At 64.7% G+C, this 23,118-nt stretch carries 19 protein-coding genes; 9 read left to right on the forward strand and 10 right to left on the reverse strand.

Annotated features, from left to right (window positions below; genetic code table 11):
• Positions 1-554 precede the first annotated feature (554 nt).
• Together I6F28_RS14705 and I6F28_RS14710 are read left to right on the forward strand one after the other, a co-directional pair.
• On the forward strand, positions 555-1,082 hold the full coding sequence (locus I6F28_RS14705) for a carboxymuconolactone decarboxylase family protein (protein WP_036001128.1): 528 nt from the start codon (positions 555-557) through the stop codon (positions 1,080-1,082).
• Between the two features lie 28 nt (positions 1,083-1,110).
• Positions 1,111-1,413, forward strand: coding sequence for a nucleoside triphosphate pyrophosphohydrolase family protein (locus I6F28_RS14710; protein WP_036022497.1), 303 nt, complete (start codon positions 1,111-1,113; stop codon positions 1,411-1,413).
• A gap of 131 nt (positions 1,414-1,544) precedes the next feature.
• Here the strand turns inward: I6F28_RS14710 and glsA are convergent, their stop codons facing one another.
• From glsA to I6F28_RS14730, 4 genes are all read right to left on the reverse strand, one after another.
• Positions 1,545-3,392, reverse strand: a complete 1,848-nt coding sequence (glsA, locus tag I6F28_RS14715) for a glutaminase A (protein ID WP_225140186.1) — start codon at positions 3,390-3,392, stop codon at positions 1,545-1,547.
• A 21-nt stretch (positions 3,393-3,413) separates the two neighbouring features.
• Positions 3,414-5,489 (reverse strand): TRAP transporter permease, encoded by a 2,076-nt coding sequence (locus I6F28_RS14720; RefSeq protein WP_156447100.1) that lies wholly within the window; start codon positions 5,487-5,489, stop codon positions 3,414-3,416.
• Positions 5,490-5,725: 236 nt separating this feature from the next.
• On the reverse strand, positions 5,726-6,892 hold the full coding sequence (locus I6F28_RS14725) for a TAXI family TRAP transporter solute-binding subunit (protein ID WP_036001123.1): 1,167 nt from the start codon (positions 6,890-6,892) through the stop codon (positions 5,726-5,728).
• A 167-nt stretch (positions 6,893-7,059) separates the two neighbouring features.
• Positions 7,060-7,281, reverse strand: a complete 222-nt coding sequence (locus I6F28_RS14730; RefSeq protein ID WP_036001120.1) for a biotin/lipoyl-containing protein — start codon at positions 7,279-7,281, stop codon at positions 7,060-7,062.
• A gap of 95 nt (positions 7,282-7,376) precedes the next feature.
• Here I6F28_RS14730 and I6F28_RS14735 point away from each other — a divergent pair, with 95 nt between their 5' ends.
• The 3 genes from I6F28_RS14735 (at position 7,377) to I6F28_RS14745 (ending at position 11,814) form a co-directional block, all read left to right on the forward strand.
• On the forward strand, positions 7,377-8,351 hold the full coding sequence (locus I6F28_RS14735) for an IclR family transcriptional regulator (protein WP_036001116.1): 975 nt from the start codon (positions 7,377-7,379) through the stop codon (positions 8,349-8,351).
• Positions 8,281-9,840: an acyl-CoA carboxylase subunit beta gene (locus I6F28_RS14740; protein ID WP_225140187.1), complete on the forward strand. Its 1,560-nt coding sequence runs from the start codon at positions 8,281-8,283 to the stop codon at positions 9,838-9,840. The genes I6F28_RS14735 and I6F28_RS14740 overlap by 71 nt, the downstream gene beginning before the upstream one ends.
• Before the next feature lie 276 nt (positions 9,841-10,116).
• Positions 10,117-11,814 (forward strand): GMC family oxidoreductase, encoded by a 1,698-nt coding sequence (locus I6F28_RS14745; RefSeq protein ID WP_225140188.1) that lies wholly within the window; start codon positions 10,117-10,119, stop codon positions 11,812-11,814.
• 932 nt (positions 11,815-12,746) lie between these two features.
• Here the strand turns inward: I6F28_RS14745 and I6F28_RS14750 are convergent.
• On the reverse strand, positions 12,747-14,216 hold the full coding sequence (locus tag I6F28_RS14750; protein ID WP_225140189.1) for an FAD-binding oxidoreductase: 1,470 nt from the start codon (positions 14,214-14,216) through the stop codon (positions 12,747-12,749).
• A 182-nt stretch (positions 14,217-14,398) separates the two neighbouring features.
• On the opposite strand from I6F28_RS14750, the gene I6F28_RS14755 reads away from it, so the two are divergent.
• On the forward strand, positions 14,399-14,566 hold the full coding sequence (locus tag I6F28_RS14755) for a DUF2934 domain-containing protein (protein WP_081494475.1): 168 nt from the start codon (positions 14,399-14,401) through the stop codon (positions 14,564-14,566).
• 22 nt (positions 14,567-14,588) lie between these two features.
• On the opposite strand, the gene I6F28_RS14760 is transcribed toward I6F28_RS14755, so the two are convergent.
• The 4 genes from I6F28_RS14760 to I6F28_RS14775 form a co-directional block, all read right to left on the reverse strand.
• Complete coding sequence (locus I6F28_RS14760) at positions 14,589-15,332, reverse strand: DUF72 domain-containing protein (RefSeq protein WP_051056846.1); 744 nt, start codon at positions 15,330-15,332, stop codon at positions 14,589-14,591.
• A 121-nt stretch (positions 15,333-15,453) separates the two neighbouring features.
• Complete coding sequence (locus I6F28_RS14765) at positions 15,454-16,743, reverse strand: MFS transporter (protein ID WP_225140190.1); 1,290 nt, start codon at positions 16,741-16,743, stop codon at positions 15,454-15,456.
• A 110-nt stretch (positions 16,744-16,853) separates the two neighbouring features.
• A complete protein-coding gene (locus I6F28_RS14770; RefSeq protein ID WP_225140191.1) occupies positions 16,854-18,044 on the reverse strand; it encodes an acetyl-CoA C-acyltransferase in 1,191 nt (396 codons plus the stop codon).
• Positions 18,045-18,314: 270 nt separating this feature from the next.
• The gene (locus I6F28_RS14775; RefSeq protein WP_225140192.1) at positions 18,315-19,085 is read right to left on the reverse strand and encodes an enoyl-CoA hydratase; all 771 of its coding nucleotides are present in this window, start codon (positions 19,083-19,085) and stop codon (positions 18,315-18,317) included.
• Positions 19,086-19,240: 155 nt separating this feature from the next.
• On the opposite strand from I6F28_RS14775, the gene I6F28_RS14780 reads away from it, so the two are divergent.
• Both I6F28_RS14780 and I6F28_RS14785 read left to right on the forward strand, forming a co-directional pair.
• Positions 19,241-19,774: a PaaI family thioesterase gene (locus I6F28_RS14780; RefSeq protein ID WP_192893237.1), complete on the forward strand. Its 534-nt coding sequence runs from the start codon at positions 19,241-19,243 to the stop codon at positions 19,772-19,774.
• A 64-nt stretch (positions 19,775-19,838) separates the two neighbouring features.
• Complete coding sequence (locus tag I6F28_RS14785; protein ID WP_036001077.1) at positions 19,839-20,459, forward strand: TetR/AcrR family transcriptional regulator; 621 nt, start codon at positions 19,839-19,841, stop codon at positions 20,457-20,459.
• 138 nt (positions 20,460-20,597) lie between these two features.
• Here the strand turns inward: I6F28_RS14785 and I6F28_RS14790 are convergent, their stop codons facing one another.
• Positions 20,598-21,506, reverse strand: coding sequence for a LysR family transcriptional regulator (locus tag I6F28_RS14790; protein ID WP_036001074.1), 909 nt, complete (start codon positions 21,504-21,506; stop codon positions 20,598-20,600).
• Between the two features lie 101 nt (positions 21,507-21,607).
• Here I6F28_RS14790 and I6F28_RS14795 point away from each other — a divergent pair, with 101 nt between their 5' ends.
• Positions 21,608-23,104, forward strand: a complete 1,497-nt coding sequence (locus I6F28_RS14795) for a CoA-acylating methylmalonate-semialdehyde dehydrogenase (RefSeq protein WP_225140193.1) — start codon at positions 21,608-21,610, stop codon at positions 23,102-23,104.
• Positions 23,105-23,118: the final 14 nt, after the last annotated feature.

The raw sequence follows: 23,118 nt of genomic DNA on the forward strand, positions 1-23,118 counted from the left end.
TCATCCGGGCTACACGCCAACGAGGGATCCGTCATTCGGGGGCGGTCACGTGACCGAGCCTGGAACGGGAATTCTGGGCTTGGCTTGTGCGAGAGCCACCCCGGAATGACGAAAACGCTGAGCGCCTGATCCGGAAAAGTGTGAAGCGGTTTTCCGAAAAGATCATGCGCAATCGAAATACTCTAACGCCCGTAGAACAAGATGCTGGCGATGACGAGCATCGCCGTCACCGCCAGCATATGCGCGAGCGCTCCCGAGGCTGCCCCCTTGGTGGCTTCCTTCATGCCGTTTCTCCCTAGACTTGGGCGTGACTCATCGTTGCGCGGTGAGCGCATACGACGGCCAATTGTTTTTACTCGGAACACCCCTTGCGAGTATCCGCCGCGATTTGTCCCCCCGCGGCGAATATCGACTGTGTCAGGGTCGATCAGCAATGCGGCGGCAATTTGACTCGATGATGTTGCTCGTGCGTCCCCACGCGAATAGAGTCTTCGGGAACCTTCGCCAATGGCGACAAAAAGCATCAAAAGATCAGGGAAAACTTCAGGAAAATCATGGCCCGCATTCAGTACAGCGACCCGTCCAAGGCATCCGACCGCACCCGCGAAATCCTCGACAAGAACCGCCATGCCAACATCTTCCGGATGATGGCGCATTCGCCGAGTTACTTTGAGCAATATTGCCGCCTCGGGGGCGCAATCAGGCACAAGGGCGAGCTCGACCCCATCGTGCGCGAGCTTGCGATCACCCGTACCGGCATTCTGTGCGAGGCACCCTATGAGATCGTCGCGCACAAGCGCATCGGCAAGAATGTCGGCGTCACCGACGAGCAGAACGAGGCGCTCGAGAACTGGCAGGCCGCATCCTGCTTCAACGAGGTGCAGCGCGCCGCGCTCGCCTTCACCGACGAGATCGTGAAGCTGACGAAGCCGACGGATGCGACCTTCAAGGCGATCGCATCGAAGCTGACGCCAGCGGCGCTGGTCGAGCTCCAGCTCTCGGTCGGCTTCTACATCATGACGTCAAAATTCCTGGAGACGTTCGAGATCGACCTCCAGCCCGTCACCGAAGTGGTGGGCTGATCCAAAGCTCGGCTTGCGAGGGATGCTCATGACAATCGATGAATATGCGGCCTGGGCCGCAACCATTGCCAAAGTCGACGAGCATCCGTCGAACGAGCGGTTGTCTTATCTCGGGCTGGGCCTTGCCGCTGAGGCGGGCGAGGTCGCCGAGCACATCAAGAAGCTCCTGCGCGACGACTGGCTCGACAAGGCCGGTCTCGTCGAAGAGCTTGGCGATGTCGTCTACTACTGGGCCTGCCTGTGCGCCGCCACCGGCCAGCAGCCGTCCGCGCTGCTCAACGCCAGTGCCGCCAAGATCAGGCGACGCATCAGCGAAGCGGCGAGCCGGTAGAGCAAGTGAAAGCTGGGAGCTCCGGCGTCATGGCCGGGCTTGTCCCGGCCATCCACGACTTGCCGCGCAGCACGAAGAACGTTGATGCCCGGGACAAGCCCGGGCATGACGATCTGTTGCGCATGAACCGCTCACGTCGAGGTCAGAATATCCACCTTGGCGTTGGCGACGATCAGGCGGTCGGCCAGGAGCTGGGCCAGGTTACGCATGATGCATTCGCTGGCGCGGGGGTGCTGCTTGCGGAAGCGCTCGAAATCCTTCAGCGGGACCTCGCATGCCGTCGCTGCCATGTCGGCGAACACGTCGGCGGAGCGGGTTTGTTCCAGCAGCGCCATCTCGCCGAACGCCATGCCGGCGGTGAGCGTCGCCAGCCTGACGCCATCGGGCAAGGTGACGTGCACAGCGCCGCTGCGCAGGAAGTACAGGGCATCGGCGGGGTCGCCGGCCGTGAGGATTTTGGCGCCGGATTGATAGGTCCTGATGGTGCAGAGCGAGGCGAGATCCGTCAGCTCTTCCTCGCTCAGCCCGGTCAGCAGCGGCTGTTCGGCTAGCTCGGTGGTCTCGTGAAAATCGATCGAGCCGCCGTAGCGATAGACGATCTGGTCTTCGGCCCATTCGATCGCAGTGTCGAGCAGATAGAAATCGCGCACGTTCTTCAGCTCAGCGGTCCATTCGCGTAACGTATTCCATTCCTTGGAGGCGCGCCGGACGCCCGACAAGACCACCGTGACATTCAGCGCGGCCAATTCCTCGAACGTTTCGGCCACAAGTCGTGCGCCGGCCCGCGTAGTCGAGGTCACGCGGTGGAGATCGAAGATCACGAATTGCGGCCGCGGTCGTCCCGCGAGCCGGCGCGAGACGTAATCCACCGCCGACAGCGACAGCGTGCCGACCAGTTCGATGATGCGCACCTCTTGCTCGTGGGCTGCCAGGATCTCGCGCTCCTGCGGGCGGCGCACGCGGCGCGACGGGCTCTTGCCGATGTCGTAGTCGGCGATGACGGCGTTGCGTGCGTCGTCGCTGCGGTTGAGCATGTGCAGGTCGTAATGCGAGGACAGCGCCTCGCAGACCTTGATGCCGCGCACGCTGTTGCCGTGCTTGTCGAGCTTTGGCGAATAGCTGCCGAGGCCGAGGCGGGCAGGGAGCGCGGCCAGGATGCCGCCGCTGACGCCGCTCTTGGCGGGGATGCCGATGCGGTAGATCCACTCGCCGGCATAGTCGTACATGCCCGACGACGTCATCACCGACAGCGTGCGCGAGATCGCGTAGGCGCTCAGCACCTGCTCGCCGGTGATCGGATTGATGCCGCGATTGGCGAGCGTTGCCGCCATCACCGCGATATCGCGCGCGGTCACCAGCACGGCGCATTGCCGGAAATAGACGTCGAGCACGCCGGCGACGTTGTCCGAGATCACCGCGTTGGTCTTGAGCAGATAGCCGATGGCGCGGTTGCGGTCGCCGGTCTGGCTCTCGGAAGAATAGACGGCGTCGTCGACGGAAAGGTCGCGGCCTGCAAAACGGCTGAGCGCAAGGCGGATCTGCTCGAAAGCCTCCGCGCCCTTGCTGTCGTAGATCAACCCGGTGCAGGCGATCGCGCCGGCATTGACCATCGGGTTGAACGGATGGTTCTCGGAATTGAGCCGGATCGAGTTGAAGGGATCGCCGGAGGGTTCGACGCCGATCGCGCCTTCGACCTTGCCGGCGCCGAGCAGGTCCAGCGCCAGCGCGAACACGAAGGGTTTCGACATCGACTGGATGGTGAAGGGCACCCTGGAGTCGCCGACTTCATAGACATGGCCGTCAAGCGTCGCCAGGCTGATGCCGAAATAGGCAGGGTCCGCCTTGCCGAGCTCGGGAATGTAATCGGCGACATGGCCCGACGTTTCGGCGGAGAATTCGCTGAGGCAATTGCCCAGAAACCGCAGCAGGGGCGGCTTCGAACGGGTCCAGGCGGTGGCGAGAGGCGAGAGCGGTTTCATCGCCTCCCTTGTGCAACGCAATCAGAGCACGCGCAACCCGTCCGGCATCACAGGCGGGCGCCGGACCAAGAGAAGCGCGATCAGGATCGTCGGCAGCAGGATGCCAAGGCCGAGCAGCGTCACTTGCATCTGCGACAGCGGCATGATGCCGCCGCCGGGGGTCGCCACCACGAAGCCGCCGATCACCAGCAGCACACGGATGGGCCATTCCAGGCTGCCTGTGCCGCGCAAGTCCCCGACGAAAGGCTGGTAGCCCTGGATGCCGCCGCAGATGAACAGCGTACCGAAGGCGGCGAGGCCCATCAGGCCGAGCCCGGCGAGGTATGGGCTCGAACCCTGCAGCACCAGCGCCGGATTGAGCACGAAGAAGAACGGCAGGAAATAGATGATGCTGCCGACCCACATCGATTCCCAGCCGGTCTTCATGGCCGGCGATCCGGCGATGCCGGCAGCTGCGAAGGAAGCGATCGCGACCGGCGGGGTGATCGACGACAGCATGCCCCAATAGAAGATGAACATGTGCACCGCCATGCGGTTGAGCCCGAGCTTCTCCAGCGCAGGCGCGACCAGGATGGCGAGGAAGATGTAGCAGGCCGTCGTCGTCAGGCCAAGGCCGAGAATGAGGCTGGTGAGGGCGCACATGCCGAGCAGCAGGAAGGCATTGTCGCCGGCGATGTGCAGGAGGTCGTTGGCAAGGCTCGACACCACGCCCGTCATCGAGAACGCGCCGATCAGCAGGCCGCAGCCGGCGAGGATGCCGACCAGCTCGACGAAGGTGCGGCCGTTGACCTCCAGGAACTTGCCGATCGTCGCAAATGTCCAGCGCGTGTCCTTCGAGAAGAACTGGTTGAGCACGAGAAGCAGCGCGGTGGCGTAGAACGGCGCGTGGCTCTCGCGCTTGAAGTAGAGCAGCATCACGATCAGAAGCGCGATGACGAAGACGTAGTACCAGCCGTCCTTGATCGTATCCATGATCCGCGGCAGCTCGGCGCGGGGAATACCTTTCAGCTTGTGGCGCGCCGCGTAAGCGTCGACCTGCATGAAGAGGCCGACGTAGTAGAGCACGGCCGGAATGATTGCGGCGAGGGCGACATCGGCGTAGCTGACGTTGAGGAACTGGGCGATCACGAAGGCGGTCGCACCCATCACTGGCGGCGCCAGCACGGCGCCGGTCGAGGCGCAGGCCTCGATCGCGGCGGCATAGGAGGCGCGAAAGCCGCTCTTCTTCATCACCGGGATGGTCATGGTGCCGGCGGTGAGCACGTTGGAGATGATCGAACCCGACATCATGCCGAGCAGGCCGCTGGCAAAGATACAGACTTTTGCCGCGCCGCCGCGAAAGGTGCCACACAGCGCGAAGGCCAGGTTGATGAAGAACTTTCCGGCGCCCGTCATCATCAGCGCGGTGCCGAACACCAAAAAGCCGATCACGGTGTCGGCGAAGGCCTGGATGGGGATGCCGAGCAGGCTCTCGCCCGAGAGCACGTGATAGGCGGTCGCCTGCTCGAGCGTCGATTGCGTGCCACGGAACGGTCCGAGCCAGCGGGCTTCGGCGAACAGGGGATAGACAGTGAAGGGCAGAACGCTGAGGAGCAGGCTCCAGCCGCCGGTGCGGCGCAACGCTTCCATCAGCATCATCCACATCACGAGGCCTGCGGCGATCACCGTGTTGGGCGCGCCGCCGAATTCCCAGCCGGCCTCCGCCGCCTTGCGCACGTTAACCATCAGTATGATCGCCGCCGCGAAGGTCACGACGAACAGGACGAGGTCATACCAGGGCATGCGGTCGAGCGGCGCGCGTTCGGTGCCCGGAAAGATCAGGAAGGTGAACGGCAGCATCAACGCGATCAGGAGATAGAAATATTCCGTGTTGAGCTGGGTGTATCCGACGAAGAAGCGCAGCGAGAATTGCTGGTTGATGCAGAGCAGGATCGTCGCCGCGGTCGCAACGATCAGCGTCCAGCGCCACGCGCCGCGCAACGTGCGGACGCGCGTGACTTCCGCTTCCTGCATGTTGCCGGCGGCGCCATGGGGATCATCGAACACGACGCGCTTGGGCTCGTCTTGCGGGACGGTGGAAGTGGAAGAGGACATCATCGATCCCGCGCGTGGGCTGGTGAACGCAATCAGGCAAACGGCAGTTGTTTGAACCGCTCTGGCCGCGCGCTCAACCTCTCCCGCGTGCGGGAGAGGTCGGCGCGAAGCGCCGGGTGAGGGCTTTCTCCTCTGGGGGAATCCCACCGCGGAGGCACCCTCTCCCCAACCCTCTCCCGCAAGCGGGAGAGGGGGCGCACTTCTCGCGAGGCAACGATCACGCCTAACAACACCTCGCTCTATTCCTCGAACCCGTTCGGCATGCCCGCTTTCGCTAGCGCCGCGGCACGCGCCTTCGTCCAGCCTTCGAGGAACGCCTTGTCGTCCGACGGCGGATTGGACTTGCCGTAATCGGCCCAGGCGGCCGCCAGCACCTCCTGCCGCTTGATCAGCTGGTTGTTGTGTGCCTCCTGAGCGTCGCTCCATTGGCCGGCCTCTTTCAACGCCTTCACCGCGCCGGGATGCACCGGCACCACCCAGTTCTTGGTCTGGCGGTTGGCCGCGAGTCCGCCGGCGCCGGGCGCGGAGTCCTTATAAGCGTCGTAGTTGACGATCATCGCCTTGGTGATCGCATAGACCTGGTCGGCCGGTTGCGAGGCGTAGGCGACGAAGATCGGGTAGGGATAATTGCCGAGCTCGATCGGCTTCTCCGGCGAGATGCCGGCACCGCAGGTCGCCAGCTGCGGGAAGAAGAACGAGCCGACCTTCTGCATCCGCGCCCAACCTTCCTTGTCCTTGGCGGGCAGCGGCGGCCAGATCAACCCGCGCGGCGAAGCCTCGGCCTCCTTGGCGGGACCGGTGATGGTGGTGCCGAAGGCGGCATCGACGTCGTTGTTGATCAGCCCTTTCCACATCGCGCCGTAGCTGGCGAATTCGACAGCCTTGACGTCCTTCTGCGTCAGCCCGGCGAAGGCGAGCACCGCGAGCGAGTTCTGGTTCAGCGCGGGTGAGCCGACCACGAAGCCGACGCGCTTGCCCTTGAGGTCCTTCAGCTCCTTCACGCCGGTGTCGGCGGCCACCGCAAGCGAGGCGCAATTGCAGTCGACGGTCGAGAGCAGGGTCTGCAGCGGCTGCGGACCCCATTCCTTCGAGCCGAACTCGAACACGCCTTCCTGCGCGAAGTAGGTGCCCGACCCCATCGCCGCGGAAACCGCGCGCTTGGCGCGCAGCGGCGCGAGGCGCGCGACGTCGTTGCCTGCGGGGAGCACGCGCACGTCGGTGCCGTACTTGTCCTTCATCATCTTGCCGACGCCGACCGCTATGTTGAATCCGGCGGTGCCGGTGTCATAGGCGGTGAAGGTCAATGTCGCCGGCAGCTTGATGTCTTCGGCGAACGAATAGCGTGTAGACGCAAAAGAAATGCCCGCCACCAGAGCAGGCGCGAGCACGAGCAGCCCACGAAGCATGTTTCCCTCCAATGATCTTCGCTTTGCCGCGAAGATTTTCATTCTTTGTTTGAAACAACGTTTTGTTTGAAACCGATCATGTCACCGCGATCAAGCGATGGCAACGCCATACAGCGCGCGTGGGAATGCGACTGACACATTGTCGCGGAAAAGACCGGATAAGACGCTCAGCTCGCGACGATCGCTATCGCCTGTCCCTCCGCAACGACGTCATCGACCTTTACCAGAAGCGATGTGATGGTGCCGTTTGCGGGCGAGGGCACTGGGATCTCCATCTTCATCGCTTCGACCACCACAACGTCATCGCCATCCGCGACGGTTCCTCCAACTTGCACGGGAGTTGCGCAGATGCGTCCCGCGACCTCCGTGACGATCTTAATTTCTGGCATGCCATCGCCTTTTTGTTGTCGTCGCAAAATGCCTGAGGTAGCGTCGTCTGCAAGTGGAATTTAATTCCGCACAGCGGAACACAACGGTAGGGATCATGGGACGACGTTCGGAGCGGTTGAGCAGGCAAGGTGCGCTCGCTGGCGAAGCCGGTGAGGGTGATGTGATCCAGGTGGTGTCGCGCGCGTTCGACGTATTACGATGCTTCGAGGGCCACGAGGCGCGACTCGGCAATCTCGAGATTTCAAATCGCTGCGGTCTGCCGCGCTCGACGGTATCGCGGCTCACGCATACGCTGACCCGCATGGGCCAGCTCGTGTATCTCCCGCGCGACCAGAAGTATCGCATCGGCCCGAGCGCGGTGGCGATGAGTGCTTCGATGATGAAGGGCGCGCAGCTGCGCAGCATGATTCGCCAGCGGCTGCAGGAAGTCGCCGAGCAGCTGCCGGGCACGGTCGGCTTCGTCGTCCCCGACCGCTTCCATCTCGTCTATCTCCAGTTCGCGCGTTCGGCGACGGCGCTCGGCTTGCACGAGGGCACCGGCAGCCGCATCTCGATGGCCTCGACCGCCGCGGGCGCGGCCTACACCGCGGCGCTCGCGCCGGAAGTCGGTGATGCCTTCGTCGCGGACATGGAGCGGGAAGCCCCCGAAGCTGCGAAGATTCTCAAGCCCCGCATCGAGGCCAACCGGCAGATGTTGCGCGAGCGCGGCTATGTCGTCGCCTGCGGCCTCTGGAGCCCGCACATCAACGGTCTCGCGGTGCCGATCTGGTCGCCGCAGTACCAGACCTTCGTGGTCATCACGATCGGTCTTCTGTCGGCGATGTATGACGAGCAGCGTCTGCACGAGGAAGTCGCGCCGATGATGCTCCAGCTTGGCCGCTCGCTCGGCAGCCTGATGGAAGGCGCGGAAGGCGACGCCTTCAACAACCGTATCTCGCGTAAGCCGGTCGCCATGGCCGTGCACAACAATAACAAGCCGATCCATTCGGAGGGAGTGAATGAACTGGAAGCCGGAACTCGACGAGCTCGCCCGGCGCGAAGCCTTCGCGCGGGAGATGGGCGGCGTTGACAAGGTCAAGCGACAGCATGACCAGGGCCGGCTGACTGTTCGGGAGCGTATCGACAAGCTGATCGACAAAGGCAGCTTTCACGAGATCGGTGCCGTCTCCGGCATCGGTGAGTACGATTCCAGCGGCGATCTGAAGAAGCTCACGCCGGCTAATTGCGTGTTCGGCCGCGCGCGCGTCGACGGCCGCACATTGGTCGTGGTCGGCGACGATTTCACCGTGCGCGGCGGCTCGGCGGATGCGTCGATCTCGGCCAAGCCGCTGATGGCGGAGGAGATGGCGCACGATTTCCGGCTGCCCATCGTCCGCATCATCGAAGGCTCCGGCGGCGGCGGCTCGGTCAAGACCATCGAGACCAAGGGCGCGGCCAATCTGCCCGGCGGCATCGGCGGCACGCGCTGGTATCGCTTCACGACGGAAAATCTGTCGCGCGTGCCCGTGGTCGCGCTCGGCCTCGGCTCGGTGGCAGGCCTTGGCGCCGCGCGTCTTGCCGCCAGCCATTACTCCATCATGACGCGGAAGTCCGCGATGTTCGTCGCGGGTCCGCCGGTGGTGAAGGCGCTGGGGCAGGACCTTACCAAGGAGGAGCTCGGCGGCGCCGATATCCAGACCCGCGCCGGCGCGGTGGATCATGCGGTCGACACCGAGGAGGAGGCGTTCGCCTGCGCGCGGCGCTTCCTCTCCTACCTGCCGTCATCGGCCTACGAGCTGCCGCCGACCTTGCCCTGCACCGACAGCCCCGAGCGCAGCGACGAAGCGCTGATGAACGCAGTGCCGCGTAACCGCAAGCAGGTCTACAAGATGCGGCCCATCATCGAGTCCGTCGTCGACAAGGGCTCGTTCTTCGAGGTCGCCAAGAACTTCGGCAAGCCGATCATTGTCGGCCTTGCGCGGCTCGAGGGCAGGGCGGTGCTGCTGCTCGCCAGCGACAGCTTCCACTATGGCGGATCCTGGACCGCGGATGCCTGCCAGAAAGTGGTGCGCTGGGTCGACTTCGCCGAGACCTTCCACCTGCCGGTCGTCTATCTCATGGATTGCCCCGGCTTCATGATCGGCCTCGATGCGGAGAAGGCGGCCACCATTCGCCACGGCGTGCGTGCCATGGCGGCGGTGAACCAGACCACCGTGCCCTGGTGCACCGTGATCCTGCGCAACGCGTTCGGCGTCGCCGGTGTCGTGCACCAGCCGGCCGACCGCTTCTCGATCCGCTATGCCTGGCCCTCGGCCTATTGGGGCTCGCTGCCGCTCGAAGGCGGCATCGAAGCCGCCTACCGCGCCGACATCGACGCGGCGGAAGACAAGGCGGCGAAGCTGAAGGAGATCGAGGAGCGGCTCAACAAGCTCCGCTCGCCGTTCCGCTCGGCCGAAAAATTCTGGGTCGAGGAGATCATCGATCCCAGGAAGACGCGATCGCTCCTGTGCGAGTTTGCCCGGCTCGCGGAGCCGCTGCGAAAGCCGGGGCCGCCGGAGAATATGACGATCAGGCCGTAGCATCCTTGTGCCAAGTCATGACGCTCGTGCCCCGGACGCAGCGCGCCGCTGCCCTGGCGATGCGAAGCATCGTCCAGTTCAGCGGTGCGCTGCAGAGCCGGGGCCCATGCCACAGCGAATCTGGAGCCTCCTGGGTCCCGGCTCAGCGCCGCAACGCTTGAAGCGTTGCAGTGCGTCCGGGACACGAGGTGCGGCATCGACACAATCCAAGACACTTCCACGGCAAAACAATAACGCGCTAAGCTCCGCCAACAAGAACAAGAGGAAGCGCCAATCGTGTACGACTTCATCATCGTGGGCGGCGGCTCGGCGGGGTCCGTGCTGGCCCACCGGCTCTCCGCCAGGAGCGCCAACAAGGTCCTGCTCTGCGAAGCCGGTCAGGACACGCCACCCGGCAACGAGCCAGCCGAAATCAGGGACAGCTATCCCGGCACCGCCTATTTCGATCCGCGCTTTCACTGGACCGAGCTCAAGGTGACGACCCAGGTCGTCAGCCACAACAATCCCGAGGAGTCGCGGCCTCCTTTGCGCAAATACGAGCAGGCGCGCGTGCTGGGCGGGGGCTCGTCGATCAACGGGCAGATGGCCAACCGCGGCGCGCCGACCGACTACGATGAATGGGAGGCGCGCGGCGCCGAGGGGTGGTCGTGGGCTGACGTGCTGCCGTTCTTCAAGAAGGTGGAGCGCGACCTCGATTTCGACGGACCGTATCACGGCAAGGACGGAAGTATCCCTGTCCGCCGCATCCCGCGCGAGCACTGGACGCGGCATTCGGAGGCATTCGCGCAGGCCTTCCAGCAGGCCGGCCATCAATTCGTGGCCGACCAGAACGGCGAATTCGTCGACGGCTTCTTCCCGGTGACGCATTCCAATCAGGCCGAGCAGCGCGTCTCGGCCGCGATGGGGTATCTCGATCGCGACACCCGCGCGCGTGCGAACCTTGCGATCTCCACCAACACGCAGGTACGAGAGCTGCTGTTCGAAGGCACGCGCTGCGTCGGCGTGAAGGCGATGGTCGACGGCCGCGAGCAGGAATTCCGCGGACGCGAGATCATCCTCTCGAGCGGCGCCATTCATTCGCCGGCGCATATGCTCCGCGCCGGCATCGGTCCCGTCGGTCACCTCAAGGACCTGGGCATTCCCGTGCTGGCGGCCTTGCCGGGCGTCGGCCAACGCCTGATGGATCATCCCTCGATCTCGCTGTCGTCCTTTGTCCGCCGCGGCGCGCGCATGAACGAGCACACCAGGCGTCACATGCAGCTCGGCCTGCGGTACTCCTCCGGGCTGCCTGATGTGCCCAAGGGCGACATGTTCGTCGTCGTCATCAGCAAATCGGCCTGGCACGCCGTCGGCGCGCAGATCGGCTCGCTCCTGACCTTCGTCAACAAGACCTATTCCGAGACCGGACAGGTCAGGCTCGCCTCGCGCGATCCTTCGGCAGAGCCGATCGTCGAGTTCAACCTGCTGTCCGACCGCCGCGATCTCGATCGCCTGATGAGCGGTTTCCGCAAGATGGCAGCGATCCAGATGAGCGAGGTGGTCAGGAAGGTGACGGACAAGCCGTTTCCGGCCGCATATACCGATCGCGTCCGCAAGATCGGCGTGGTCAACACCAGGAACAAGATTCTCACCACGATCGCCGCGACCCTGATGGACGGGCCGGCGGCGCTGCGTCACTACATGATCGACAATTTCGTCGTCGAAGGCTTCACCTTCGATCAGGTGATGAACGACGACGAGGCGCTGGAAGCCTTCGTGCGCAAGGCGACGATCGGCGTCTGGCACGCCTCGTGCTCGTGCCGCATGGGCCGCACTGAGGATCCGATGGCGGTGGTCGACAATCAGGGCCGCGTCAAGGGCGTGCAGGGCCTGCGCGTCGTCGATGCCTCGATCTTCCCGGTGGTGCCATGCGCCAACACCAACTTTCCGGTGTTGATGTCGGCGGAGAAGATCGCGGCCGCAATGATGCAATGAGCGGCAGCGAGTTCTGGCGATCCGGGCAGTGCGGTGAGGAGGAGCGCTGATGGATACTTGGTTGCATGCCGCCAGCTTGACGCGCTGATCGAGCATTCGAGCGCTGCGAGTTAATCATCTCAGGCGCTACGTGTAGGCTATGAGATCGTGCAGTCGTGGCGCGCGATCGCAGCCAGTTTCAGCCGCGCTTTAGGCCCATTTCAGCCAAACTGTTATTGGTCTCTTTGCCCGGGGCAGGGTCTCTCATTTGGAGTCCTGCAATGTTCAAGCGAGTATTTTCTGCGTGCGTCCTCGTTATCCTGGGTTCTGTCGCTTCGGAAGCGCGCCCTTATCGCATTCATCAAGCTCCTGAATGCAACGTCACCATGCCCTGCGACTTCTCCTACTCGCAGGCGCGACGCGAGCGGGCTGCGAGGCCCTCACTGGCTTCCAGATCTTCGTTGATTTCCAGGCCCTCACTGCAAGCGTATCGCTCGACACAACTGACGGTGACTGATGCTGGGAGCACGACCACGCCGGCGGTCGTCTCCGGTGCCCACGGCACTCGCATTGTCGGTGGCCGTCCGGCCGGTTGCCCTTCGTCGTTCTGCGGCTGCGGCGCGGCTCTGCGCGTGTTCGGCCGTATCGTGCCGGAATTAAATCTTGCGTCCAATTGGCTCCGCTTTCCCAGGACAACACCCGCACCGGGAATGGTTGCTGCGCGACGAGGACACGTGTTCGTCCTTGAGCAGCACCTCGGAGGCGACGTCTGGATGGCCTATGACGCCAACTCGGGTGGGCGCGCGACGCGAATCCACGCGCGTTCGCTGCGAGGGTATACGATTGTCAACCCGCGCGGTGGCTCGGTGGCTTGAGGCCAGCGGATAGCACTCCAAAAACGGCGGACGGGTCGCAACATCTTTGCGACCCGCCAACGCCGAACGCCGAGCCGATCACAGCCGGAGTACCTTGCCGGGATTCATGATGTTGTGCGGATCGAGCGCGCGTTTGATGGTGCGCATGATGTCGAGCTCGGTCTTCGAGCGGTAGTGGCTGAGCTCGTCGAGCTTGTCGATGCCAATGCCGTGCTCCGCCGAGATCGAGCCGCCCATGGAGGTGACGAGATCGTTCACAGCGCGCGTGATGGCGGCCGCGTATTGGTTTAGCGTCTGCTGGTCCATGCCCTTCGGCCCCATGAACGAAAAGTGCAGATTGCCGTCGCCGATATGGCCGAGCGGATAGGGCCGAATGGTCGGGAGAATGTCGAGCACGGCCTTGAGGCCCTTGTCGATGAACTCCGGGATTCTGGAGATCGCCACCGACACGTCGAAACTGATCCCCGGTCCCTCGGCGCGGGAGGCCTCCGCCATGGCTTCGCGGATGCGCCACATGTTGCGCGATTGACCGAATGTGTGCGCGATCGTCGCATCCAGCACGCGGCCGGCTTCGAGCTGATCGGTGAGAAACTGCTCCATCTTGCCGGACATGCCCTCGGTTCCGTCCTGCCGCGGGCGCGCCGACGACCATTCCAGCAGCAGGTACCAGGGCGTATCCGCCTTCAGCGGATCCTGCGTGCCGGGAATGTGGCGCAGGGAAAGGTCGATGGCCGCCCGGCTGAGCAGCTCGCAGGAGCCGACATTGTCCTCGGATGCCGCGTGCGCCTCGGACAGGATTTCCAGCGCCGCGCGGGGATCGCGGATCGCCAGCCACGCCGTGCAGACGTCCTTCGGTGCCGGCCACAGCTTGAGCACGGCCTTGGTGATGATGCCCAGCGTCCCCTCGGCGCCCATGAACAGGTGCTTGAGGTCGTAGCCGGTGTTGTCCTTCTTGAGCGCGCGCAATCCGTCCCAGACCTCGCCATTCGGCAGCACGACCTCGAGCCCCAGCACGAGATTGCGGGCATTGCCGTAGCGCAGCACCTGCACGCCGCCGGCGTTGGTGGAGAGATTGCCGCCGATCATGCAGGAGCCCTGGGCACCGAGGCTCAGCGGCAGGAAGCGGTCGTGCTCGCTTGCGGTCTCCTGAAGCGTCTGTAACACGCAGCCGGCCTCGACCGTCATCGAATAGCCGACGGGATCGACATCCAGCACGCGGTTCATCCGGCCGAGCGACAGCACGATGCCGGTGTGCGCAGGCCAGGGCGTCGCCCCGCCCATCAGGCCGGTGTTGCCGCCCTGCGGCACGATCGCGACGCCGTGCTCGTGGCAGAGCCGGACCACTTTCGAGACCTCCTCGGTGCTGCCAGGGCGAACGACGGCTCCGGCGTTGCCGACCAGCAATCCCCGCCAATCCGTCACAAACGGCTGCTTGCCATGCTCGTCCTCGATCAGGCCTTTGTCGCCGACGATCGCGCGCAACGCATCGCGCAATGGTTCGGTCACGGGAGCGGTCGGGATGGTGGGCAGGGACGTCGGGAGCGGCATTTGTTTCCTCTGGCACATCTTTGTGTGTACTGAGCGCGCGAAGCGCCGCAGCCATTGTCCACGTTTAGGCTGCCGAGTCTAACGGCAATGCGCCACGCGTGTGGGGAGTTTGGGTCGGCCTGACCGCTTGGAACGGTCCGCAGCAGCACGACGTTTGCTTCTCGGCACAACAGGAGAGCCGCATGGCGAAGGTTGACGAGGAGCTCATCCGGGTGAGAGCCCACCAGCTTTGGGAACTCGCAGGCAAGCCGGAGGGCCGCCAGGACGAGTTCTGGCGAGAAGCCGAGCGCGAATTATCAAACGACGCCGGCGCAAATGCCGAAGAATCCTCAAAGACTTTCACGGAGTAATCCGCGAGCGAACGGTCTCGCGCTATCGGGCTTCAACCAGCTGGCGGGCATTGGCCATGGCTGCGCCCGAAGCGGTGTTGTCGAAAATGCACCAGACCGAGGCCGCCGCGCATCCGGCCAGCCGCACCTTGAGCGCCGCCAAGGCAGCCGCGTCATAGCTGGAATAATAGACCCTCGGTGAACCGTGAAGCCGAAAATAGGCCAGCCCGGTCCAGCCGCCGGGCGCAGCGCCATTGGCGGCACGCGGTGGATCCGCGGCCACCCGCGCGACGCCTCGTTGCGCCAGCCAGTCGTCGGCCGGCCTGGTGAACCAGCTCGCGTGCCGTGGCTCGCAAACCACCGGCACCTGCCCCCCTTTCTGCAGCGCTATTACGAGCTTCCCGGCGCCGCGCCTTGCGAAGATTGTCGACGAAGGCAATTGCAGCAGCAGCACGCCGAGCTTTTGCCCAAGGCCGGAAATCTCCTCGCAGAACCGATCGACGTCCGCGCGATCGAACCTCAGCTCCGGCGCATGGCTGATCGATTGCGGGACCTTGACCGCAAAACGGAAGCCGGCCGGCACCGCAGCGCTCCATCGCTCATATGTCGTGCGCCGATGCGGACGATAGAACGACGTGTTGATCTCGGTGCAGTTCAGCACTGAGGCGTAGCGCTCAAGGTGGGAGCCCTCGGCCTTGAACGCATCCGCATGCTGGGACGGCACGTTCCATCCCGCCGTGCCAATCCGAAGGGCATGCTTGCGCGTCCGTCCAGGCCTGTCTGTCATCGCCACAGCATAGGAGGCATCTTTGCGGCGTGGTCATGTCGGAACGATTTGGCCCGCCTTCACGACACTGCGGGGCTCTGTTTCTTCTGTCAAACCGGAAGGCAGAAGACGTGGTTCCTTCTCACGCCATCGCCACTTGCGGCTTCGGCTGCCGCGACAGCGCCAGCACGATCAGGGCCGCGAACACGCAGAGCGCGCCGGCGATGAAGAAGGCGGGCAGGTAGCTCTGGTAGACTGTGCGCGAGAACCCCGCGCCGAACGCCGCGGCGCCGGCGCCGAGCTGATGGCCGGCGAATATCCAGCCGAACACCAGATTGGCGCGCTCGGGCCCGAACTTTTGCGCGGTGAGCCGCACCGTCGGCGGCACCGTCGCGATCCAGTCGAGACCATAGAACATCGCGAAGACCGAGAGCCCGTAGAAGGAGAAATCGCTGAACGGCAGGAAGATCAGCGAGAGCCCGCGCAGGCCGTAGTACCAGAACAGGAGCCAGCGATTGTCGTAGCGGTCGGACAGCCAGCCCGACATGATCGTGCCGAAGAAGTCGAAGATGCCCATCGCCGCCAGCAGGCTCGCCGCCTGCACCTGCGGGATGCCGAAATCGAGGCACATCGGGATCAGGTGCACCTGCACCAGCCCGTTGGTGGAGGCGCCGCAGATGAAGAAGGTCGCGAACAGGATCCAGAACGTCATCGACGTCGAGGCGTCGCGCAGCGTGCCGAGTGCAACGCCCGTGATCGAGCCGTGGCTGACGGGCGGCGCGGGCAAGGGTGCGGTGCCTTCGTCGCCGAACGGCTTCAGGCCGACGTCGCTGGGGCGGTCACGCATCGCGAGCAGCACGGCCAGCGCGGAAACACCGAGCATGATGCAGACGAGACCGAGCGCGAGGCGCCAGCCATAGCGCTCGGTGAGGCTTGCCAGCAGCGGCAGGAACACGAGCTGGCCGGTGGCAACGCTCGCCGTCATGATGCCGATGACGAGGCCGCGTCGTGCCGCGAACCAGCGCGTGGCGATGGTCGCGCCGAGCACCAAGGCCGTCATGCCGGTGCCGATCCCGATCACCACGCCCCAGAGGGCAATGAGCTGCCAGACCTCCGTCATGCCGAGCGAGAGCACGAGCGCCGAGACCACGATCAGCTGGGCGGCCAGCGTGACGTTGCGCAGGCCATAGCGGTTGAGCAGGGCGGCCGCGAACGGCGCCATCAGTCCGAACAGGATGAAGCGGATCGACAGCGCGGACGAGATCTCCGCCGTGCTCCAGCCGAACTCCTTCTGCAGGGGAACGATGAACACGCCGGGCGCGCCGACCGTGCCGGCGCTGATCAGCGCGGTGAGGAAAGTCACGCCGACCATCACCCAACCGTAATGAATGTTACGGCGGGACAGTGCTGCCGCGAGCCAGTTCGAGATCATTGGGCCTCAACATTGATGGGCAGGCCGAGACAGACCTGCGTCAGTCTAGAGAATGACACGGGATGTATCTGTCGCAAATGACAGAGTTCCCTCGTTTCCGGACGTCCGCGTCAGCGGCGTTCCACCGCGATGGCCGTGGCTTCACCGCCGCCGATGCAGAGTGCGGCGATGCCGCGCTTGAGGTTGTTGGCCTCCAGCGCATGCAGCAGCGTCACGATCAGCCGCGCGCCGGTGGCGCCGATCGGGTGGCCCAGCGCGCAGGCGCCGCCATTGACGTTCAGCTTGTCGCGGGGAATGCCGAGGTCGCGCTGCGCCGCCATCGCCACCACGGCAAAGGCCTCGTTGATCTCGAACAGGTCGACGTTGCCCGCGCTCCAGCCGACCTTGTCCAGCAGCTTGCGGATCGCCGGGATCGGCGCCGTGGTGAACCATTGCGGCTCCTGGCTATGGGTGGCGTGGCCCTTGATCTCGGCGAGAACAGGCAGGCCGCCCCGGTCGGCAAGCGCGCGCTTCGTCAGCACCAGCGCGGCGGCGCCGTCGGCATTGGCGGAGGAGGCGGCCGGCGTGATGGTGCCGTTGGCGCGGAACGCCGGCTTCAATCCGGGGATCTTGGCGGGGTCGACCTTGAGCGGATGCTCGTCATTGGCGATCACGCGCGGTCCGGCCTTTTCGGTCAGCGTGATCGGCGCAATCTCGGCCTTGAACGCGCCGCCCTCGACGGCCTTGCGGGCGCGGCTCAGCGTCTCCATCGCATAGGCGTCCTGATCCTTGCGGGTGAATTGATAGGCTTCCGCCGTGGCTTCGCCGAAATCGCCCATGGAACGGCCGGTCTCGTAGGCGTCCTCCAGGCCGTCCATCATCATGTGGTCGATGATGCGGTCGTGGCCGACGCGATAGCCGCCGCGCGCCTTGGCGAGCAGGTAGGGCGCGTTGCTCATGCTCTCCATGCCGCCGGAGACGACGATGTCGGCCGAGCCGGCGCGGATGATGTCGTGCGCCAGCATGGTCGCCTTCATGCCGGAACCGCAGACCTTGTTGACGGTGGTGGCACCGGTCGCATCAGGCAGACCGGCGCTGCGTGCGGCCTGGCGCGCCGGCGCCTGGCCTTGGCCTGCCGGCAGCACGCAGCCCATGAAGACCTCGTCGACCTTCTCGGGCGCGAGCTTGGCGCGTTCGAGCACCGCCCCGATTACGTGTGAGCCGAGCTTGTGGGCCGGGAGCGGCGACAACTCGCCCATGAAGCGGCCGAGCGGGGTGCGTGCGGCGGAGACGATGACGACGGGATCGGCGGCTTCGGCCATGACGAGAACTCCCTGGCGATGACGTGTAAGATGATGACCATCATATGATGCGGCGCAAAAAATGCAACCGCGGTTGGGATGAGAAAATGTCGTGGGTCGGATGAGATTTGGTCACTCCCTCGTCCGTGTCCCGGACGCGGCGCGACGTGCAACGTTGCGACGCAGAGCCGGGACCCAGATCGCGCCGACCTCATCGGTGCATGGGCCCCGGCTCAGCAGCGCACCGCCAAGCGGGCGCTGCGCTGCGTCCGGGGCACGGCAACCTGCATCCTACCGCTTCCGGTTGACAAACGCGCCCATCAGCCGCGTCGGCTCGTCCGTCAGGAATGACTCGCCGAACACTTTCACGCTCAAATTCACCGACTCGGTCAGCGGCAGTTCCTCCCATTGCCGCAGCAGCGCCTTTTGCGAGCGCAGCGCCTCGGGGCCGCATTCGAGCAAGGCCTTCACTAGATGCTCGACCTCGGCATCGAGCTCGCCGGGCGCAGCGACCTTGTCGACCAGGCCCCATGCCAGCGCCGTGGCTGCATCGATGTTCTCCGCCGTCATCACCAGCCAGCGCGCGCGGGCCCAACCGATCAGGCGCGGCAACAGCGCGGCATGGATCACCGAGGGGATGCCGACACGCACCTCGGGCATGCCGAAATGGGCATCATGCGCGGCGACGCGGAAGTCGCAGGCCGCCGCCACTTCGAGCCCGCCGCCGAGGCACCAGCCCGGCATGCGTGCGATGATCGGGGCAGGGAAGGCGCGCACCGCCTCGCAGAGATCGCGCAGGCGGCTGATGAAGGCCTCGGCGGATATCTGGTCGAGCCCGGCCATCTCCTTGATGTCGGCTCCGCCGATCAGGCTCTTCTCGCTCTGTCCGCGCAGCACCACGACGCGGATGCTGCGGTCGGATGCGAACTGCTGCAGGCCTTCGCGCACGGCGTCGGTCACGGGCGAGCCGAGGATGTTGAGCGGGCCGGCGTTGCAGATCGCGACATGAACGACGCCGCGCGCATCGCGCGTCACGCCGCAATGATTGTTGAGCATTTCCATCGTGGGATCTCGAAAGGTTTCGTGGACATGCGCGGGGCGCGCCGGTCGGGATCACTTCCGGGCCGAAACGTACGTCTTGTCAAGCGGCGGGGAGGGCGGGTTGCCAGCGTGAAGTCCGTGGCATAGTATGACGAATATCATCTAAAGAGGCTGCCATGACCGGTGACGATCAACCCGACCTGTTTTCGCCCGCGCAGAGGCGGGAACGCGTAGTGGACTGGCAGGTGCCTGCGCCGGTGGCGCGGGCGGCGATGGGCCTGTCGGGCATGGATGCCATGCTGGGCATCCGTGACGGCCGCCTGCCGCCGCCGCCCTTCGCCAAGCTGATAGGTTTCACCATGGCCGTGGTCGAGCCGGGCCGTATCGTCATGGAACTGCAGCCGCGCGAGGATCTCGAAAACACCATCGGTCTTCTCCACGGCGCGACCGCCGCGGCGCTGCTCGATACCGCGATGGGATGTGCCATCTCGACCCGGCTCGAGGCCGGACAAAGCTCGGTGACCCTCGATCTGAAGCTGACGTTTCTCCGCCCCCTGTCGGTTCGCTCGGGGCTGATCTCGGCCGAGGGCAAGATCATCAAGCTGGGGCGGCAGACCAGCTATACCGAGGGTTTCGTTCGCGACGGGAAGGGGGCCCTCGCGGTGCACGCAACTGCAACGTTCTCCATGATCGGAAGCAACTTGACATGAATTAATGCACCCATCGCGGCATTTGCGTGTTATGAGATGATCTCCGACATTCAATGAGATCCGCATGCGCTATTCCCGGGAACACAAGCAGGAAACCCACGATCGCATCGTGAAGAAGGCCTCGGTGCGGCTGCGGGAGAAGGGCGCCCACGGTATCGGCGTCGCCGACCTCATGAAGGAGGCCGGCCTGACCCACGGCGGCTTTTACGCGCATTTCGATTCCCGCGAGGCGCTGGTGATCGAGGCTTTTGCCTACGCGATGGACCGTTCGATGGAACACTGGCGCAAGCTCACCGGCGAGGTCGCTCCGGAAAAGCGGCTGGCGCTGATCGCGGAAAGCTATTTGTCCACGCTGCATCGCGACAATCCCGGTCACGGCTGCTCGATTCCCGCGCTGGGAGCCGAGATCGCCCGCGAGAGTCCGAAGACACGCAAGGCCTTTGCCGGCAAGCTGGATGAGATGATCGAGGCCCTGACCGACACCATCCCGAACATGCCCCGCAAGGCGGCACGCAAGCAGGCGATCGCGACGCTCGCGACGATGGCCGGAACCATGCTGCTGGCGCGCATCGCCGGCTCGAGCGAATTGTCCGACGAGATGCTGAAGGCCGGCCGGGACCACGCGCTCGAGGGAGCGAAGCGTGAGTCGAAGGTGGCGGCCGCGAAGAAGGCGAAACAGAACTAGGCGAAATGCCGTGTAGGGTGGGTTAGCCATGCGATTGCGCGAAGCGCATTCGCTTGGCGTAACCCACCACTGTGTTCGTCCGCGGAGACGGAAGAGGTGGGTTACGCCTTCGGCTAACCCACCCTACGAGACCGCCGTTCACCGCCCAGCAAACAACGCCCGCTCGCGCTCGACAATCTCCGAGATGTAATCCGCCACGGCCCTGATCCGCGCCAGGTCCTTACTGTCGGCGTGCATCAGCATCCAGAACGTCCGCGTGATCGAGATCTCTTCGGGCAGCACGGCGACAAGCTGCGGATAGTCGCTCGCCATGAAATGCGGCAGCACCGCGATGCCGAAGCCGGAGAGGGTGGCGTTGAGCTGCGCGATCAGATTGGCGCTGCGGAAGCGCGCCGAGATCCGCGGCGACACCTGCGGCAGATAGTCGAGCTCAGGCGTGAACAAGAGTTCCTCGATGTAGCCGACGAAGCGGTGCTGCGTCAGATCCTGCCGCGAGGCGATTTTCGGGAAGCGGTCGAGATAGGCGGGGGCTGCGTAGAGCCCGAGGCGGTAGTCGAGCAGCTTGCGCCCGACGATGCGACCTTCCTTCGGCATGGTCAGGCTGATGGCGATGTCGGCCTCGCGCTTGGAGAGGCTGAACAGCCGCGCGGTTGCTACAAGTTGCAAGTCGAGATCGGGATAGCGGTCCGCGAACGGCGTCAGCCGCGGCGCCAGGAAGGCGGTGCCGAACCCATCAGGCGCGCCGATCCGCACCGTCCCGGTCAGCCGCGCCACGGAGCCGCCGACCTGCTCCTGATTGGCAACAATGGTCGATTCCATGGCTTCGGCGCTGTCGGCGACGCGCTGGCCGGCCTCGGTGAGGAGGTAGCCGGTCTTGCGCCGGTCGAACAGCTTGGCCGAGAGGTGCTTCTCCAGCCGGTCGACGCGGCGGATCACGGTGGCATGGTCGACCCCCAGCTGTTTTGCCGCAGCCGACACCGAGCCGCCCCGCACGATGGCCAGCACGAAGCGAAAGTCGTCCCAATCGATAGCGCCTTGATCCAGCATTTTCGCACATCTATGGTGCATTATCTCAGACTTGAATCCTATAAAATGCAGGTCAATAGGATTTGTCAAAGCGACCACGCTCGCCTGAAGGAGACCATTCCATGCGTTCAATCGGACATTTCATCGGTGGCAAGGAGGTCAAGGGCACCTCGGGCCGCACTGCCGACGTCTTCGAGCCGATGACCGGTGACGTCCAGGCCAAGGTGGCGCTGGCGTCCAAGGCCGAAGTCCGCGCCGCTGTCGAGAACGCGCGCGCGGCACAGCCCGAATGGGCCGCGACCAATCCGCAGCGCCGCGCCCGCGTCATGATGAAATTTGTGGAGCTGGTCCAGCGCGATTACGACAAGCTCGCCGAGCTGCTCGCGCGCGAGCACGGCAAGACCGTCCCCGACGCCAAGGGCGACATCCAGCGCGGCCTAGAAGTCGCGGAATTCGCTTGCGGCATTCCGCATCTGATGAAGGGCGAATACACCGAAGGCGCTGGCCCCGGCATCGACATCTATTCGATGCGCCAGCCGCTCGGCGTCGTCGCAGGCATCACGCCGTTCAATTTCCCGGCGATGATCCCGATGTGGAAGTTTGCGCCGGCGATCGCCTGCGGCAACGCTTTCATTCTCAAGCCCTCGGAGCGCGACCCCGGCGTGCCGATGCTGCTCGCTGAACTCATGATAGAAGCGGGCCTGCCGGCCGGCATCCTCAACGTCGTCAACGGCGACAAGGAGGCGGTCGACGCCATCCTCGACGATCCCGACATCAAGGCCATCGGCTTCGTCGGCTCGACGCCGATCGCGCAATACATCTACGAGCGCGCCGCGCAGACCGGCAAGCGCTGCCAGTGCTTCGGCGGCGCCAAGAACCACGCCATCGTCATGCCGGACGCGGACATGGACCAGGCCGTCGACGCGCTGATCGGCGCCGGCTACGGCTCGGCCGGCGAGCGCTGCATGGCCGTTTCCGTCGCGGTCCCCGTCGGCAAGTCCACCGCCGACCGCCTGATGGAAAAGCTGATCCCGCGCGTCGAGTCGCTCAAGATCGGCACCTCGATCGATCCGTCGGCCGACTATGGTCCGCTCGTGACCCGCGAGGCGGTCGAGAAGGTCAAGAGCTACATCGACATCGGCGTCAAGGAAGGCGCGACGCTCGCCGTCGACGGCCGCGGCTTCAAGATGCAGGGCTACGAGAACGGCTTCTATCTCGGCGGTTCGCTGTTCGACAACGTCACCAAGGACATGCGGATCTACAAGGAAGAGATCTTTGGCCCGGTGCTCTCGGTGGTGCGCGCGCACGACTACAAGGAGGCGCTGGCGCTGCCTTCCGACCACGATTACGGCAACGGCGTTGCCATCTTCACCCGCGACGGCGATGCCGCGCGCGACTTCGCGGCCAGAGTCAACGTCGGCATGGTCGGCATCAACGTGCCGATCCCGGTGCCGATCGCTTATTACACCTTCGGCGGCTGGAAGAAGTCGGGCTTCGGCGATCTCAACCAGCACGGCCCGGATTCGATCCGCTTCTACACCAAGACCAAGACGGTGACCTCGCGCTGGCCGTCCGGCGTCAAGGAAGGTGCGGAGTTCTCGATCCCGCTGATGAAGTAAGGCTGTAGCCCAGC

Origin of the sequence: Bradyrhizobium sp. NBAIM14, from assembly GCF_020193895.1 — a bacterium.
Classification (GTDB): domain Bacteria; phylum Pseudomonadota; class Alphaproteobacteria; order Rhizobiales; family Xanthobacteraceae; genus Bradyrhizobium; species Bradyrhizobium yuanmingense.